Source organism: Marinifilum sp. RC60d5 (genome assembly GCF_052400665.1).
In the GTDB taxonomy this organism is placed as follows: Bacteria; Bacteroidota; Bacteroidia; order Bacteroidales; family Marinifilaceae; genus JBQTGK01.
Genome location: NZ_JBQTGK010000001.1, coordinates 302744 through 321059 on the forward strand (window position 1 = coordinate 302744; position 18316 = coordinate 321059).

Here is an 18316-nt window from a genome sequence, read left to right on the forward strand (position 1 = left end):
TAAACAGCCTGACAGTTCAACGAGTCAGGCTTTTTTATGCTTCGAAATACTTACTGCAAAAGAGATAAGTTCTACAATTAAATCAGTCTTATTTTTCCTGATAGTTCATAAAATTAATCTGCTGTAATCTTAACCAAATACTGACGGTAAGCAGTAAAAAGTTTCGATTTAGAAACAAAACCTACATACTTTCCCTTGCTAATTACAGGTAAATTCCAGGCTCCGGTTTCAGTAAATTTTTTAAGTACTATTTCCATGGTATCCTTATAAGATATCGAAGCCGGAGGCATTATCATTAAATTACTAATAGGCGTTGAATACATTTCGGTGTTAAACATTATTTCGCGCACATCGTCTAATAAAACCACACCAACCAGATAGTTTTCCTGTGTTAAAACCGGATAAATATTTCGCTTCGATTTAGAAATTACTTTTACTAAATCTTCTAAATTTGCATTTTCATTAATACTCTTTAGATCTTTTTCGATAACCTGCGATAACTGCATAAAAGTAAGTACTGCTCTATCTTTATTGTGTGTAATTAACTCCCCCTTTTTAGCCAGCTGAATTGTTATTATCGATTCGCCCTGAATACTTTTAACCGTAATATACGATATGGTAGTCGATAACATTAACGGAACAATTAATTCGTATCCACTGGTTATTTCGGCAATTAGAAAAATTCCGGTTAAGGGCGCCTGTAGCACTCCTCCTAACACACTTGCCATTCCAACCAAAGTGTAGTTATTCGCATCAAGAGGATCTCCTAACTCAAAATAGTTAAATGTATAAACGAACACAAAACCAAGCATGGCCCCGGTAAAAACCGAGGGTGCAAATATTCCTCCCACTCCACCAGCTCCCAATGTTATAGATGTAGCTATTACTTTTAAGAACACCATTGCTCCAATAAAAATAATTACCATAAACCAAACATGGGTATAATTTTCGAATAAACTTGAATGAAAAACTTCGTTTAAACGACCTCCAATTAGAGCTTTTACCATATTATAACCCTCACCATATAAAGCTGGAAAGTAAAAAATTAAAATCCCTAAAATTAAGCCCCCAATTAACATTTTGTTTCTGAGTAATTTAATTTGCTCAAATTTATTCTCAATCCACAAAAACATGCGTGTAAAATAAACCGAAGTTAAACCAGATAGAATTCCCAACAATATAAAAAAAGGAATATCAGATACTACAAAAGGAGAAGTAATGGCAAACTCTATTAAAATATTCTCATCTAAGAATAATTTAGTGGTAATGGCTCCACTTACCGATGCCATTAACAACGGAATTAATGAGAATCGTGATAAATCGATTAGTAAAACCTCTAAAGCAAAAACAATTGCGGCAATTGGGGTATTAAAAATTGCCGCAATGGCACCCGATGCACCACAAGCTAACATCACCGTAATTTCTTTGTAATTAAGATTAAAATTACGCGCTACATTCGACCCAATTGCCGCCCCCGACGATATAATAGGAGACTCCAGACCAATACTTCCGCCAAATCCGGCAGTTATAATAGATCCAATAACCGATGAGTAGGTTTTATGAAATTTAACAATGCTATTCCGCTTGGAGATTGCCTGAAGCAGGGAAGTGATATTGTGCTTTACGAAGTCACGAATAATATATTTTTTAAAAATAAGGGTCACCCCTAAACCAATCATTGGATACAGAAAGAACAAATAGTTCTGATACGTCCATTCTATTCCATCCAATAAAAATTCACGCCCGTGATAAACAGCTGTTTTTAAAATTAGTGCAGTAATTCCCGCAGCAATGCCAACAAACACACTTAAAATAAGCATGAAATTTTGATTGTTGATATGGCGGAGTCTCCAAATTAAAAATCTGCGCCAGCGAGTAGTTTTTGCCATAGGGTTCGAGTTAGAACTCCTAATTTAATTATTTGATGATGAATAAAAAAGTGAAAAAGTATTTACATTTTCAGTATTTGCTAAGCCTTCTTATTATTAAATCACGCTGCGCAAAAAGTATACTGGCCTTCGTGCTTTTTTGAGGTGCTGCGGCAGAATATCATGCGCTGCGAACTTTTTAGCTAAATCTGCGGATTTTTAAGCTCCGCTGCGGCAAATCATGCCATGCCTACACATTTTTAAGCCGTGCAGCGGCAAAAACACCTATGCTGCGCCTAAAAACAGAACGCTGCACTAATTTTCATCCTCGCTGCGGACTTTTTATCCGCGCTGCGCATTTTTTCCTAGCCTGCGCAGGGCTTACAGAGGTTTTTTCAAAAAAAGCCTGATTGCATAAATACAACCAGGCTTACACTTGTAGGTTTTATTGATACTGGTAACTAGTTAATTTTTTCTTCTTGCTCCTCACGCTCTTCTCTTAGTTTGCGAAAATATGCCGACGAATATTTCTCCAATCGCTCCTCATTCTCCCAGAATACATATTTACCAAATTCACAGATTTTATCAACTGCCTCTTTCAAGTAAACATAGGCACGATCTCTCATTTCTTTTGTAGGCTTATCGTTTTCATCTCGTTCGCCGTTAATGGCACTTAGCAAAGGCCCCAGGGTATTGGCAAACTCCAAAGCTTTTTCCAGTTTCGCATTATCAAAACCAATGTTGAGTAATGCCTGAGGATTTGCTGTGCCAACCGAATGCAAATCACTAAAATCCTGAACCATGTCATCATATCCACTTCCCTCAGCAATATCGTCCACCACTTTTTTTAGATCTTCCTCGTTACGATAAGCAAATTTAAAATCGTGTATTAACACACGGTGCAAAGCCATTGCTTCTTCAGAAAGTAATTTCCACTCTTTGGCAGCTTCGGTTTTGCTTTCCGATTCCTTTTTCCATTCCGACTGCGCATGACGCAATGCTCCAATTCTAACAGGTAATGTATCTACATAATCCACATTTAATCCGGCAGCAATAAGCTTGTCTTTATCTTGAGAAGCATAATAATATTTGTTCTCTGCCTCCTGTACAAAAGTATCTACAGGCATACCCGGTTTGGTAACATCGTTTTTTAAAATTAACAGTAGTTGTTCTTTTATTGCTTCGTAATTTTCCTGATTACTCATCACTTTGGGTTTTATGGGTTTGATTATTAATCACAAAGGTTAATTTTAGAAACGTTAATTTATTAAATGTAAATCAAATTTGCAAAACAATATGCTATAATTGTTCATTTTATTAAACCAACATATAATATTTTTATGATTTACTACAAGTTAAAGTGTTAATTGAAACATTTAAACATATTATGTGTTTTTAAACATGAAATGTGCAGGGTTACCTTTTGTCAATAACCAGAATAAAAGGTTGACCATATTAATTAAATCACAAAAAATTATGAAAAAAGTATTATTATTTGCAGCAGTTTTGCTGCTGGTTTGGTCTTGCAGCAACGAAGACACAGAGTATTTAGATTTAAATGATAACAATAATTCATTTTTTGAACATACCCAATCCGAAGATCCTTTTAAAGAGTTTATTATCGACTATCTGCAAGAGGTTAACGATTCTACTGAATTTACAAAGCTATTTGTTGAAATCTTTGGTATTCCGCAATGGGATATTTGCGAAAGTTATGGAGTGGAAAGTGCCTCTACCCTAATTGTTCCCATTCTCGATACTGACGAACAGGCAATTAGTCCTCTCTATTTTTTCACTTGCGATAACAACCATTTGGATTATTACCTGTTACTGAACGATGCCGATGATATTTCGTATGAAACAACCAAACATCTTATCCAGTTTTTTGAATTAAAACTTAACCTGCCGCAAAGCAATACCGATTTTTATACAAAACTAGACGAAGATAATCTTAACAGTAACACCAAAACTGCCAGAACAGTAGTGATAGAATGCTGATTTTATTTTTCCGGTACTACAAGCGATCCTTATATGTACTAACAGGAGTCAAACTGTTCTTCTTCGGCTAGTGTCGATTTTGAAAGTGACAGAGGTGCATGGTCTACCAACCTAACCGGGGGTGGCTCCGTGCCAAATACTCCTACCCCAGCCAATGGAGGTGGCGGTGAAAATGGCACAAAAGACCCGAATCCTAACCCGAATCCACCAGTTACGGAAGATGACAGTTGGACCGATACGTAAGCCGATTGCGTAAAAGATAAACTGGAAGCAGGAGGTAGTAATTCTATTTTAAATAAATTACTTAAGGGCTTTAATCTTAGTACAAGTACCATTAATTTAACCTTTTATGTAAGTAATACTGATTATAGAGGTAAGCCAGTACCAAATGGCAAATGTATTTTTGATCCTAATACAGATAGAATGTATGTATATGTTAGTGAAGATAGGTTAAATGAATCTTCACTTGAAATAGCACGTACAATTCTTCATGAATGTTTTCATGCTTACATATATGGTAAACTTTACGGAGAGGATATTCACAATGGATTAGCTCCAGAACCTGATTTTGCAAAAGATTTTGCTGAATACGAGAAAAAATATAAAATTAGTGATGAAGATAATGAATCTCAACACAATTATATGGCTGATAAATATAGGACTTGCATGAAAGAAGGGCTTAATACTTATTTTGAAGCTGACCCAAACTATAATAGGCTCATAAATTTCTTTTCGGATTTGCCAGATTGGCACGGTGTTGATTATATTTATGAATCTTTAACATGGGGTGGACTGAAAAAAACTGATGCTTGGAGCGAGTATATTAGCAATCCCGAAAATCTAAAGAAATGTAATTCACAAAATGAAATATATCAATACTTAACCAAAGAAAATTGTCAATAATGAATTCAAGATTATATTATAAAATCACAGTATTTGTTCTTACAATAGCTTATCAAACAGTAAGTTATGCACAAAACAGCCAAACTGATACTGTATTATTTTTAATTGATAAGAATATGAAAGAATATGAATATCGAACTCCAATAAAAAATAGCAATAGGTTTGATATAAAAATAAGCTGTAAATATTACACTCAAAGTCCGCCAGCATTTTTTAACTTTATTGAGCTAGTTCCTAATGATTATAACATGAATATCAGTGTTGAAAAAACAAAATGGAGAATAGATAAAAAACAACTTAAAGGTTACCAATTAATTAATATGGAATGGGTAGCAGAGCAGAAGAGTTTAAATATGATTTACAAAGAACTGTATAAGAATAGTAGAGATTCTTACTATTATATACTCTTCAAGGATGAACTAGATTGCACCAAGAGTGATTCTGTTTTACTGCATCAGGTTCATGTAGGACATGTTGACATTGATATTGAATAAAGTGTTCAATATTTTAATTCAGGTAAGAGAGTAAAAACCTTGCCTGAATTATTTCTTAAATAATGTTTTTATGTGGAAAAAGATTGCGACTAATATGATAAAGTTTAAACATACACTTGCTTTTTTATTAATATGCTTCTTATTTGGTTCGTTTACTACTCATGCTCAAAATGAAACAGAAAAGAATATTGATTATAGGCGAATATATTCTAAATCCTTTTTTGAAGAATGGCATAAGAATAGTGAATTTACATCATTATCGAATGATACACTTAAAGCTATTCAGGAAATAATAGAACTACTATAGCCTTATCCTTATGAAAATAGGAATGATGCTTCTGATCATGTAGAAATCTTTACAAAATTGGATAAAAACGGAATTGCATTGACTGAAGAGCAAATACTAAAAGAATGTAATCGTATTAGCGATCCCGTTGCAAAAATTGCAGATTCACTAAAATTTCTTTTTTACGACAGTAGATTAAAAATTAAAATTGTAGATTCTATAAATTCATGTTCATTTTCTGTAAATTTTAAAGAAATAATATTTAAACCTAAGCTTAAAGGAAAAATACTATTTATAGATCATAACAACTCTACTATATTTGATAGTATTGTTAAAGCAATTAGAAACGATAATTCTAATGCCCTAGGTCGGGTTGAAAATCATATTGGGGTTTGGTATAGATATTATCATTGGAATGCTCCTTTTAACAGGCATATGCAGAAACTCATTTCAAATAAGTGCTTAAATTATTCTTATGATTATGGAGAATTTGCACCTATAGATCCTATTAGAACAATAACGTTAAACAAAGAATTAACAAAAGCAAGGGTTATTCAAAAACCATATGAATATACACCAGAAATAGTCTACTTGAGAAAACTTGATGGGAAATGGAAAGTATTGCAGAACAATAAACTATTTTTTCATTAAATAATTAGAGTAAGTAGTAAATTATATTTTATTAAAATAGTAAGGCTGTCAATTTTGGCAGCCTTACATTTTTCAATCCGAAGCACCACCAAACTCCACCACCGAGTTGATCACCGCAAAAACAATAATAGCAGCTAGTTTTGAAGTACGATTATCTTCATCGAAACGAGGCGAAACTTCGGCAATATCGAAACTCATAACTTTACCCGATTGAATAAGGGTTTTTATCAGTTTTAAAATTATTTCGGGATGCAAGCCAAATGGCTGAGGCGCACTCACGCCCGGCGCATAGGCCGATGAAATTACATCGGAACATAGTGTAAGATAAATCTTACTTTGTTTCTTTGTAAAACGAACAATATCCTGTCCTACCGAAAACATAGTATCTCTAGAAATATCTCTTGCCATTAAGTATTTCACGTTCAATTTATCTGCCTTTTTAAACAAACTAACCGTATTACCATACTGCTGAATACCAGCAACCATATAGTTAAATTCTTTGCTCTGAGTCTCACACCTATCGGCAATTTGTGCAAACATAGTACCCGAACTAGGACCGTTTTTATAGGGTCGCATATCGAAATGAGCATCCAAATTAAAAATTCCTAAATTTTCATTTTTCTGCTCCGATAAATATCGCTCAATTCCCAAATAATGGCCATAAGCTATTTCATGACCACCACCTAAAATAATTGGAAACAATTCGAGTTTTAGCATTTTATAAACTGCACTAGCTAATATTTCCTGCAAATCTTCCAGCTCAGCTCCCTTGCTAACAATGTTTCCGCAATCGTAAATATTGGTTTCCTGAGAAAAAGAGCATGGTAAATTAACCATTTCTTTACGGATACTATTGGGAGCCGTCGAAGTTCCTTTTCGTCCAAGATTTCTCTGCACTCCTTTGTCGCAACAAAAACCGAGCAAACCAAATCCTTTTAAACATTTATCTTTCGTTTCGAAAAGGTTTATCGGCTTTACAATTTGATGCCAGCGAAAAGCATCGTAATCCTTCTCATCATCAATCCTTCCATTCCAAACTTCAGAATCGATAGTTTTATAGTGTTCGTTCATGCTTAATTGTTTGTTAAGGCAAAGGTAATTATTATAAAAGTCCAACTATCAAATCCCAATCACCAAATGTCAAGAAAAAAGCTCACTCAATTCTGAGCAAGCTTTCATCTAACCTATATAACTAATCTAAAACTACTATTCATCTGAGAAGTGAACTAATACTCTTCTATAAACATTAAATATTTTTGCTTTTGATACAAAACCCAAATATTTTTCGTCCTGAATAACGGGTAAATTCCAGGCCCCTGTCTCTTCAAATCTTCGCATCACCTTTTCCATTGGTGCATTGGCATCTAATATAGCGGGTGGCATAATCATTAAATTACGCACATAAATATCATCGTACATTTCAGGACTAAACATGATATGCCTTATGTCATCCAACAAAACAATTCCCAGTAATTTTTCTTCTTTATCAACAACCGGAAAAATATTTCGCTGCGAATGAGAAATAATCTTTACAAGTTCACCCAAAGTAGCATCCGGTTCTACTCTTTTCAAATCGGTTTCGATGACCTTACCCAATTTCATTAAAGTGAGTACAGCTTTATCTTTATTATGAGTAATTAACTCTCCACGTTTTGCCAAACGTTTAGTATAAATTGAGTGAGGCTCAAAATACATAATGGTAAGATAGGCTATGGTAGCTGTAATCATGATAGGAATAAACAACTCGTAACCTCCCGTAATCTCCACAATCAGGAAAATAGCAGTAAGTGGCGCATGCATAACCCCAGCCATCATACCGGCCATACCTATTAATGTAAAATTACTTTCAGATAGATTTACAAAATTAAATCCATTTACAAATCGGGCTACAAAAAAACCAGAAACCCCTCCAAGAAATAAAGATGGAGCAAATATACCTCCAACTCCTCCACTCCCCGTAGTAACAGTAGATGCGATAACCTTAAAAAACAAGATTAAGCCCATATATCCTAACAATAACCAATAATTATCTTTTAAAAAATAAAAAATACTATTGTTTACTAATTGAGCATGATTTCCGCTTAATAAAGCCTGAATAGTATTATATCCTTCACCATACAAAGGTGGAAATAGAAAGATCAAAACCCCCAAAGCCAGACCACCCATCAACATTTTACGATAGCAATTAGTCACTTTATCGAACAAAGATTCCAGATACATAGAAAAGCGCGTAAAGTAAAGCGATACTAAACCGGCAAAAACTCCCAGCAAGATATAATATGGGAAATTTCCAATTACAAAAGGCTCTGTTACATCATAAGAAAGCAAGAATCCTTTTCCCATAAAAAAGTAAGCAACACTTGCTCCAGTAATCGACGATATTAGCAATGGAATAAGTGATGCCATAGTTAAATCCAACATCAGAACTTCCAAAGTAAATACCATACCAGCCATTGGAGCCTTAAAAATTCCTCCAATTGCACCTGCAGCTCCACATCCAACCATTAGTGTGATAATTTTCTGATTCATGTGAAACATGCGCCCTAAATTAGAACCAATTGATGCTCCCGTTAATACAACAGGCGCCTCAGAACCAACCGATCCACCAAAACCAATAGTTAATGTACTGGCAATAATCGAAGAAAAATTATTGTGCGACTTAATATGAGAATTCTTTTTCGAGATGGCATACAGTATGCGCGAAACTCCATGTCCAATATTATCCTTAACAAAGAATTTTACAAATAAAAGTGTTAGAAAAATACCTATTGCCGGATACGCCAGATAAATTAAATTAGCCGAATCGACATGTAAACGATGAGTTAAAAAATGATGCGTAAAGTGAATTGCATTTTTTAAGGTTAAGGCAGCCAAACCACTTATAGCACCCACAAAAAAACTTAAAATAAGAACGAACTGACGTTCTTTAATATTCTTAACTCTCCAAAGTAAAAATCGGGAAAGCAAACTTTTATTCTTCATTATTCCGAATCAGGATTAGCTTAATAAACTCTAATAAATTAAAATTTAAAAGGTCGGATGGCTGCAAAAGTCAGGCGGCCTTCAATTAAATACATAAGAATATCAGGTGACACCTCTACATTTATGTATTTAATTGATTTGAGAACATTTAAGATAAAACAAAAGTAAATATTGCTCAAAATTCGACTGCAAAAGTAATAGATAATTACAAAGGATAAACTCTTTTTATAATAAATTTATAAAACTTTTCAATACACCAACTAAACTACTGATTTACTGACACAAATAAGCAAACGATTGTTTTTATATGACAAGCATTTAAAAGTTGTGATTTGCCTGTTAATCTTCAGAAAAGTGTTTTAACAGTCGACGATAAGTTGAGAATATTTGTGCACGCGAAACACAACCACAATATTTACCCTCATTTAAAACTACTAAGTTGAATTTATCAGAATATTGATATTTAGCTGCAACATCAGCCATCGATTCATCATGTTGAATTACAACTTGAGGAATTACCATTAGCTCACGTACATTTACACTGTCATATTTTTCCGGCTGAAACATAATTTCACGAATATCATCGAGTTTCACAATTCCCTCAAAATTATTCTCTTTATCAATAACAATAAAAATATTTCGGTGAGCTTTTGCTATTACTTTAACTAAATCGCCAAGTGTGGCTTCTGCATTAATTGTGCTAAAATCTCTCTCAATTAATTTTGTTACTCGCATTAAAGAAAGAACATTTTTATCTTTATCGTGAGTCATTAACTCCTTACGTTTAGCTAATTGAATGGTATAAACAGAATGAGGCTCAAATGTTTTTACCGTGGCATACGAAATTGTTGCAGTAATCATTAAAGGTACAAATAACTGATAACCTCCTGATATATCCGCAATAAGAAATAAGCCGGTTAAGGGAGCATGCAAAACTCCGGCAATCATACCAGCCATGCCAATTAAAGCAAAATTATTTACTTCGAGATCCCGAAGACCTAAATATTGGACAACTTTGGCAAATAGCACTCCCGAATTCACACCCATAAACAGGGTTGGTGCAAATATTCCTCCAACTCCTCCTGCTCCAAAAGTTATTGATGCAGCTATAACTTTAAAAAATATAACCAGAACAAGCAAAACAATCAACATCCAAAAGCTATCGCTAAAAGAATAAAAAAATGAATTGTTAAACAGATAAGAATAATCGCCCGAAAGACATGCATTAATAGCATAATAACCTTCGCCATATAAGGATGGCAAAAAGAAAATAATTAATCCTAACGACAAACCTCCAAATATTAACTTTCGATAAGTAGCTCCTATTTTTTCAAACACATTATGTATAAACATGTACGATTTTGTAAAATAAGTGGCAATTAATCCTGTGAAAATTCCCAAAGCTATATAGTAAGGCAAATCTTTCATGTCAAAACCATATTCAACCTCAAAAGGGTAAAGAACATCCATCCCCAGAAAGAAATAGGATGTAATAACTGCTGATGCTGATGCCAATAATAATGGTACCAGCGACCACATTGTTAAATCGAGCATAATTACCTCTAAAGCAAATACTATAGCGGCAATTGGAGCTTTAAAAATTGCAGCCATTGCTCCCGCACATGCACATCCTAAGAGTAAAGTAATGTGCTTATAATTTAAATGAAAAAGTTTTCCAATATTAGATCCCAAAGCTGCACCTGTAGCTACTGTTGGCCCCTCTAAACCAACCGATCCACCAAAACCAACTGTAAATGCAGATGTTACAATAGATGAAAACATATTGTGCCGGTTTATTTGTGCATTGCTTTTCGAAATGCCATACAAAACATTAGGAATACCATGCCGAACGGGTCGACGAATCACATATTTTATAAAAAGTACTGCAACTAAAATACCTATAGTTGGATAAATTACATATAGAAAATTCTGGTATTCATCAGAAGAGTTATCCTGTAAAAGTATACTAATTAAATGTACTGAGTTCTTTATTACAACAGCAGCAATTCCCGCAGTAACACCAATAAGTACCGCCAGGAATAAAATAAACTGACGATCACTAATGTGCTTCAAACGCCACACTAAAAAACGACCTAATAACGATTTTTTCTTCACCCTTAAATATATAAAACCAATATAGTTTGTAACTGTTAATCCCTCAATGCAATTCAGTGCCTAAAAATAAGGAATATCTATTTTAACAAACAAGTGCTTTTATGAAAATGCACTCATTATTACTTTTGACCTATAAAGTTAACTAATCTATCGAACAAAATACTCATTATCCAATTTATCTATCTTGCCCATTCTTAAATTCATACTTCGAGATCTTAATCTTATCAAGAATTTTTCTAAATTTGCAATCAATCAGATAATTTAAATAAGGCACAAGAGATCACCTGATAGACTTGTGTCTTTTTTGCTTGTTAAAAAATGAATCAATATAAAATGAACAATAAAATCACATCTCTATTTAATATCGAATTGCCAATAATACAGGGTGGTATGGTATGGTGTTCGGGCTGGAAACTGGCAAGTGCAGTTAGTAACTGTGGTGGACTAGGTTTAATTGGTGCCGGATCGATGCACCCTGATACATTTAAAGAACATATCAAAAAAACAAAAGCAGCTACCTCTAAGCCATTTGGAGTTAATATTCCTCTTCTTTATCCCGAAATTGAAGAGCTTATGGATATCATTATTAAGGAAGACGTGAAAATAGTTTTTACATCGGCTGGCAGTCCTAAAAAATGGACTCCTTTTTTAAAGCAACATGGAATTACGGTTGTACACGTTGTTTCAAGCGCTTTTTTTGCAGAAAAATGCGAAGATGCAGGAGTTGATGCCATTGTGGCAGAAGGATTTGAAGCTGGAGGTCATAACGGAAGAGAAGAAACCACAACAATGGCTCTTATTCCCTCGGTACAAAAAGCGACCTCATTACCATTAATTGCTGCCGGAGGAATTGCAAGTGGAAAAAGCATGCTTGCAGCCATGGTTTTGGGTGCTGATGGAGTTCAAATAGGCAGCCGTTTTGCTGTTTCAGAAGAATCATCGGCTCATATCAACTTTAAAGAAGCAATTCTAAAACTAAATGAAGGCGGAACCAAACTGGCTCTAAAAAAACTAGCACCTACCCGATTAATTAAAAATCAATTTTTTGAGCAAGTTAACAATGCAGAATGCAAAGGAGCTTCGCCCGAAGAAATGAAAACAATTCTTGGAAAAGGAAGAGCTAAAAAAGGAATATTTGAAGGAATACTTGATGAAGGAGAACTGGAAATAGGACAAGTTTCGGCCATGATTACAGAAATACAATCGGTTAGCGAAATCATGAACGAAATTAAGAACGAGTATCAGGAAAGCATACTGAACATGAAAAAACTGGAATTTTAAAAATGATTGAATTCAATAAATTTACCCTTAAAAATGGCCTTCGAGTAATTGTTCATCGCGATGAAACAACTCCAATGGCAGCTGTTAATATTTTATATAACATTGGTGCTAAAGATGAAAATCCGGAACGCACCGGATTCGCACATTTATTCGAGCATTTAATGTTTGGAGGTTCGGTAAACATTCCAAACTACGATGAGCCATTGCAATTGGTGGGTGGAGATAATAATGCATGGACAAGTAATGATGTTACCAACTATTACCTTACTGTTCCAAAAGATAATTTGGAAACCGCTTTTTGGTTAGAATCCGATAGAATGCTAAGTCTGGCTTTTAGTGAAAAAAGCCTGGAGGTACAACGCAATGTGGTAATTGAAGAGTTTAAGCAGAGATATTTTAATCAGCCTTACGGCGATGTGTGGCTTCATTTACGCCCTTTGGCATATAAAAAACATCCATACCAATGGTCTACAATCGGAAAATCGATTGAACAAATAGAAACCGTTCATCTCGACGAAGTAAAAGAATTTTTCTTTAAACATTATGCGCCTAACAATGCTATTTTAGTAATCTCAGGCAATGTAGATCTTGATAATGTGAAGGTTCTTGCAGAAAAATGGTTTGGCCCGATTGAGAAGCGTGAAATTGCAGAAAGAAATTTACCCGAAGAACCTAAACAAACAGAATTCAGAAGTTTGCATGTAGAACGAAATGTTCCTTTTGATGCCATATATATGGCTTTTCACATGGGCAAACGAACCGACAATGAATTCTATACTACCGATTTGGTTTCTGATGTATTATCCAACGGTCAATCTTCAAGAATCTATCAAGCGTTAGTTAAAGATAAAAACTTGTTTTCTTCTATTGATGCATACCTTACAGGAGATCATGAACCCGGATTATTTTTGATTACTGGTAAACTAATGCAGGGCATCTCATTTGAAGTTGCTGAAGCTGCAATTTGGGAAGAGTTGAACAAAATTGCTAGTGAAAAAGTTTCTGATTATGAACTTCAGAAAGTGAAAAATAAAATTGAATCATCGCTTGTTTTTTCAGAAATCAGCTATCTGAATAAAGCCATGAACCTAGCCACTCACGAACTTTTAGGTGATGCAGATGATATTAATAAAGAAGTTTGTAAATACCAAAAAGTAACTGTTGAAGATATCCTAAACACATCGGTAAAATTGTTTAGAAAAGAGAATTGTTCAGTTCTTTATTATCACGCGAAAAAATAGAAATGGAAAAACTATATAGAAACACAGCACCCAATTTCAAAACCATTGAAACTCTTGATATTTTGCCTCACAAAAGGCACAAATTAAGCAATAACATTCCTGTATATGTGCTTAACGGAGGTAGTCAGGATGTCCTTAAAATTGAATTTATTTTTAACGCAGGAATATGGAATCAGGAAACTCCATTAATTGCCAGCATGACAAACAGCATGCTAAACGAAGGGACCAACAAATATACTGCTGCAGAAATTGCAGAAAAATTCGATTTTTATGGTTCATACATAGGTTTTTCTACAGGAAAACACGATGCAAGTGTTAGTCTTTACACTTTAAATAAATACCTAAACGAAACACTCAAGGTAACAGAAAACTTACTGAAAAATTCCACTTTTCCAGATAAAGAGTTTCAAACAGTATTGCAAAAAAAGAAACAACAATTTCAAATTGAGCATGAAAAAACAAATGTTTTAGCTAAAGATAAATTCAATGAATTGATTTATGGTCAAAAACATCCTTATGCCAATGTGTTTTCCATTAAAGAGTTTGAAAAGCTGAAAATAGAATCAGTAAAAGAATTTTATACAAAATTTTACAGACCTGAGAACTGCCACATTATTGTAGCTGGAAAAGTGAGTGATGAAGTAATACAGCAACTAGAAGATTTATTTGGTGAAGATAAATGGCCTGCCAAAAAGCAAGTAAATATTCCTGTGCACACACCAACTAAGTGCAAGGATAAAAAAACTTTTGTTTGTAAAGAAGATGCTGTTCAGGCATGTATTCGAATAGGAAGACCAATATTTAATAAAACGCACAAAGATTATACAACTCTTCAATTATTCAACCTCATTTTAGGTGGATACTTTGGTTCTCGCTTAATGCAAAATATCCGCGAAGATAAAGGATATACATACGGAATAAACTCTCTAGTGATATCGTACTTAAATGCGGGCCATTTTGTAATCGTAACCGAAGTCGGAAGTGATGTTTGCAAAGATGCCATAACCGAGATATTTAAAGAAGTCAAAAAACTAAGAGAAGAACTGATCTCCGACCAGGAAATAAAATTAGTTAAAAACTATCTCTCGGGCGAAATGCTTCGCAATTTAGATAGTCCTTTTGCCCTATCTGAAAGCCTGAAAGGCAATCTTCCTTTTGGTTTAGATAACTCTTATTACCAAAGGTTTATAAAAGAAATAAAGAAAATAAAACCTCAAGACATCAGAAACTTAGCAAATAAATATTTTCAGGAAAAAGATTTACAGCTAGTTGTTTGTGGACCAACGTCATGTAACGAAGCAATTAAATAAAATCTTTTTTCAATAAATAGATTCATTAAGGAGATAAAACCACCAGTTTCTTGTTCCAAATGCTATAAAAATAAGGTTTCCTAATAAAAAAAGAAGAAATAAGTAGTCTTATTTCTATTAAAAAATTGTTAGTTTTCGCTATTTTTAGGCAAGACATCAGTTACTAACAACACTCACCAGAAAGGTTTTTATGGATATTGAGACCGAAAGAGATAAAGAATTAATACTTGAAGCTTACAAAGCGCTTTTAAAAGATTGTAAAAGAAGTCGCGCAGCTGAAAGTCAGAAAATGATTGATAAGGCTTTCCATTTTGCATGGAAAGCCCATAAAGGTGTGCGCCGAAGATCTGGTGAGCCATATATCATGCATCCCATTGGAGTCGCACATATTGCGGCCAAGGAAATGGGACTGGGAACAAAATCAATTGTAGCATGCTTACTTCATGATGTGGTAGAAGATACTGAATACACTCTTGAGGATATTGAAAATTTGTTTGGTGCAAAAGTTTCACAAATAGTTGATGGCCTAACTAAAATAAAAGGAGTTTTCGACAAGCAAACATCAATGCAAGCTGAAAACTTTCGTAAAATGCTACTCACCTTATCGGATGACCTTAGGGTAATTCTAATTAAGATGGCAGATAGATTACACAATATGCGCACGCTTAGTTCAATGCCTCTGCGTAAACAAATGAAAATTGCCGGCGAAACCTTATTTCTATTTGCTCCCTTAGCTCACAGAATGGGACTTAACCGAATTAAAACAGAACTTGAAAACCTCAGCTTAAAATACGAGCATCCGGATGACTATAAAGCCATTTGCAAAAAAATAGAAAAGCAGGAAGAAAAGCAGGAAAAATTAATTGCTAAGATAATAACACCTCTTCAGACTAAATTGCAGGAAAATAATATTGAGTGTTCAATAAAAAATCGTCCTCGCTCCATCTATTCCATTTGGAATAAAATGCAAGTGCAAAAAATTAGCATCGACGAAATTTATGATCTCATTTCCGTACGAGTTGTATTTAAACCTCAGGAAGGAATTCCAGAAAAAAACCAATGTTGGAATATCTACTCCTTAATTACTGATATATATAAGCCCAAACCTGAGCGCATACGCGATTGGGTAAGCACTCCTAAAGCTAATGGTTACGAAGCTTTACATATTACAGCAATGGGACCACTTGGGAATTGGGTCGAATTTCAGATTAGAACAGAAAGAATGGACGACATCGCTGAAAAAGGTTTTGCAGTACATTCAAAATACAATACAAATGGTAGTGGTGAATCTGAATTAGACAAATGGCTAAAAGATGTAAGAGAAATACTAGATAATCCTGAAGCCGACGCAATGGCTTTTCTCGATGAATTTAAATTAAACTTATTCTCTCATGAAATTCAAGTATTTACGCCCAAAGGACATATAAAAACCTTACCTAAAAACGCAACAAGCCTCGACTTTGCTTACGACATACATACCGACATTGGAAACCAATGCATTGGTGCAAAAGTAAACCATAGACTCGTTCCGCTTAGTCATGTTCTTAAAAGTGGTGATCAGGTTGAAATACTAACCTCCGAAAAACAAAAACCGAAACACGAATGGCTCGAATTTATAGTTACTGCAAAAGCCAAATCAAAAATAAAAACTGCTTTTAAAAAGGAACGAAAAGAATACACCGCAAAAGGATCTAAAAACCTGGAAAGCCATATTGACGACTTAGGTTTAAGATTAAATGCCAAGGCCTTTAGAAAAATGCTCGAGCACTACAACCTATCCAATAAAGAAGAACTTTACTATAAATTAGGATTAGGCAAAATCGATATTAACGAAGTTGAATCGGTTATTAAGAAAAAATCAAGAAGTAAATTTATAAAATACTGGAAACTACAGTTTTTTGGGGACTCTGAAAACAATGATGAAACTCCTGAACAAGAAACTGATGACACCCAAAAGCCATCGGTAGACAAGAAAAAAACTCTTGTACTAAGCGAAATGTCTGCAAATGAGACTTATCGAATTGCTCCCTGCTGCAAGCCAATTCCTGGTGATGAAGTTCTTGGTTATGTAGATATGGCCAATAATGTGATTATACACAAAAGAAAATGCCCGAATGCAATTAAGTTAATGTCCAGTCAGGGAGATAGAATTTTAGCTGCCAACTGGACCAGTCACAGATTAATGTCTTTCTTAGCGGTTATCGAATTATCAGGAATCGACAAAATCGGAATCGTAAATGAAGTTACAAACATCATTTCTAAAGACCACGATGTGAATATGAGATCGCTTCACTTTGAAAGTCACGATGGAATTTTCGAAGGCTTAATTCATCTATATGTTCATAATACTGAAGACCTTAACAACCTTATTATGAAATTAATTAAGATTAAAGGTCTGGATAACGTAAAACGAATTGAAAATATTGAAGAATATTCGTGAATTAAAATTTATTCTAAATAAGGATCCTTTTCTAAAAAAAATTATTACATTAGAGCCATTATTTTAAATTAGATTAGATAACACTTAGGTTATTTTTATAATATGAGCAGCGAGGATACAAAAGAAATTGTTAAGAAGATGTTTACAGAATATCTTCAGAAAAAGGGACATCGAAAAACCCCTGAAAGATATGCTATTTTAGACGAAATTTATTCCCGTGAAGGTCATTTCGATATAGAATCGTTATACATTTTTATGAAAAATAAAAACTATCGTGTCAGTAGAGCAACTCTCTATAACACAATAGATCTTCTTTTAGATTGCAAGTTAGTAATCAAACATCAGTTTGGAAAAAATATTGCTCAATTCGAGAAAGCTTATGATAGTAATAAGCATGATCATTTAATTTGCACTCGTTGCGGAAAAGTTCTTGAATTTTGTGATACTCGCCTAGATGATGTTCGTAAAAATGTATCAGATGATATGGACTTTTTAGTATCACATCACTCCTTATATATTTACGGAATTTGTCAGGAATGCCGAAAACTAGAAAACGAATAAGCATACAAACAACTCATAAACACAAAAAAACCTCTTAATATTAAGAGGTTTTTTTTATGCCCATTAATAACTTATCAACAAGCTAATTTTTCTAGGATCGATAATAAAAATAATTACTACCTTTGACTGTTAAAACTTGGAACCAACCTTCAAGATTTAACATCGAGAACCGAACCGTTTTATAAA

16 protein-coding genes are annotated in these 18316 nt (G+C 34.1%); 10 read left to right on the forward strand and 6 right to left on the reverse strand.

Going from position 1 to position 18316, the window contains the following annotated elements; all coding sequences use genetic code 11:
• Window positions 1–113 precede the first annotated feature (113 nt).
• Window positions 114–1889 (reverse strand): chloride channel protein, encoded by a 1776-nt coding sequence (locus ACT3CE_RS01205; protein WP_444707942.1) that lies wholly within the window; start codon window positions 1887–1889, stop codon window positions 114–116.
• Window positions 1890–2329: 440 nt separating this feature from the next.
• Entirely contained in the window at window positions 2330–3073 is a 744-nt protein-coding gene (locus ACT3CE_RS01210) for a hypothetical protein (protein WP_444707943.1), read from the reverse strand.
• Window positions 3074–3344: 271 nt separating this feature from the next.
• Here ACT3CE_RS01210 and ACT3CE_RS01215 point away from each other — a divergent pair, with 271 nt between their 5' ends.
• A complete protein-coding gene (locus tag ACT3CE_RS01215) occupies window positions 3345–3866 on the forward strand; it encodes a hypothetical protein (protein ID WP_444707944.1) in 522 nt (173 codons plus the stop codon).
• Window positions 3867–3904: 38 nt separating this feature from the next.
• On the opposite strand, the gene ACT3CE_RS01220 is transcribed toward ACT3CE_RS01215, so the two are convergent.
• Complete coding sequence (locus tag ACT3CE_RS01220) at window positions 3905–4201, reverse strand: hypothetical protein (protein WP_444707945.1); 297 nt, start codon at window positions 4199–4201, stop codon at window positions 3905–3907.
• Between the two features lie 88 nt (window positions 4202–4289).
• Between ACT3CE_RS01220 and ACT3CE_RS01225 the strand changes: the two genes are divergently transcribed.
• The 4 genes from ACT3CE_RS01225 (at window position 4290) to ACT3CE_RS01240 (ending at window position 6200) form a co-directional block, all read left to right on the forward strand.
• The gene (locus ACT3CE_RS01225) at window positions 4290–4769 is read left to right on the forward strand and encodes a hypothetical protein (RefSeq protein ID WP_444707946.1); all 480 of its coding nucleotides are present in this window, start codon (window positions 4290–4292) and stop codon (window positions 4767–4769) included.
• The gene (locus ACT3CE_RS01230; protein WP_444707947.1) at window positions 4769–5263 is read left to right on the forward strand and encodes a hypothetical protein; all 495 of its coding nucleotides are present in this window, start codon (window positions 4769–4771) and stop codon (window positions 5261–5263) included. The genes ACT3CE_RS01225 and ACT3CE_RS01230 overlap by 1 nt, the downstream gene beginning before the upstream one ends.
• Window positions 5264–5333: 70 nt before the next feature.
• Window positions 5334–5570, forward strand: coding sequence for a hypothetical protein (locus ACT3CE_RS01235; RefSeq protein ID WP_444707948.1), 237 nt, complete (start codon window positions 5334–5336; stop codon window positions 5568–5570).
• Between the two features lie 57 nt (window positions 5571–5627).
• A complete protein-coding gene (locus ACT3CE_RS01240) occupies window positions 5628–6200 on the forward strand; it encodes a hypothetical protein (RefSeq protein WP_444707949.1) in 573 nt (190 codons plus the stop codon).
• A gap of 72 nt (window positions 6201–6272) precedes the next feature.
• On the opposite strand, the gene hutG is transcribed toward ACT3CE_RS01240, so the two are convergent.
• The 3 genes from hutG to ACT3CE_RS01255 form a co-directional block, all read right to left on the reverse strand.
• Window positions 6273–7271, reverse strand: a complete 999-nt coding sequence (hutG, locus tag ACT3CE_RS01245; protein WP_444707950.1) for a formimidoylglutamase — start codon at window positions 7269–7271, stop codon at window positions 6273–6275.
• A 135-nt stretch (window positions 7272–7406) separates the two neighbouring features.
• Entirely contained in the window at window positions 7407–9182 is a 1776-nt protein-coding gene (locus ACT3CE_RS01250) for a chloride channel protein (protein WP_444707951.1), read from the reverse strand.
• Between the two features lie 339 nt (window positions 9183–9521).
• Window positions 9522–11297: a chloride channel protein gene (locus tag ACT3CE_RS01255; RefSeq protein WP_444707952.1), complete on the reverse strand. Its 1776-nt coding sequence runs from the start codon at window positions 11295–11297 to the stop codon at window positions 9522–9524.
• A gap of 318 nt (window positions 11298–11615) precedes the next feature.
• Between ACT3CE_RS01255 and ACT3CE_RS01260 the strand changes: the two genes are divergently transcribed.
• From ACT3CE_RS01260 to ACT3CE_RS01280, 5 genes are all read left to right on the forward strand, one after another.
• The gene (locus tag ACT3CE_RS01260) at window positions 11616–12578 is read left to right on the forward strand and encodes an NAD(P)H-dependent flavin oxidoreductase (RefSeq protein ID WP_444707953.1); all 963 of its coding nucleotides are present in this window, start codon (window positions 11616–11618) and stop codon (window positions 12576–12578) included.
• A 2-nt stretch (window positions 12579–12580) separates the two neighbouring features.
• Window positions 12581–13819 carry a M16 family metallopeptidase gene (locus ACT3CE_RS01265; protein WP_444707954.1) on the forward strand — a complete coding sequence of 413 codons (1239 nt, stop codon included), beginning with the start codon at window positions 12581–12583 and terminating at the stop codon, window positions 13817–13819.
• Window positions 13820–13821: 2 nt separating this feature from the next.
• Entirely contained in the window at window positions 13822–15129 is a 1308-nt protein-coding gene (locus ACT3CE_RS01270) for a M16 family metallopeptidase (protein ID WP_444707955.1), read from the forward strand.
• Between the two features lie 190 nt (window positions 15130–15319).
• Window positions 15320–17569 carry a RelA/SpoT family protein gene (locus ACT3CE_RS01275; RefSeq protein WP_444707956.1) on the forward strand — a complete coding sequence of 750 codons (2250 nt, stop codon included), beginning with the start codon at window positions 15320–15322 and terminating at the stop codon, window positions 17567–17569.
• A gap of 102 nt (window positions 17570–17671) precedes the next feature.
• Complete coding sequence (locus ACT3CE_RS01280) at window positions 17672–18130, forward strand: transcriptional repressor (RefSeq protein ID WP_320118518.1); 459 nt, start codon at window positions 17672–17674, stop codon at window positions 18128–18130.
• The last annotated feature ends 186 nt before the right edge of the window (window positions 18131–18316 follow it).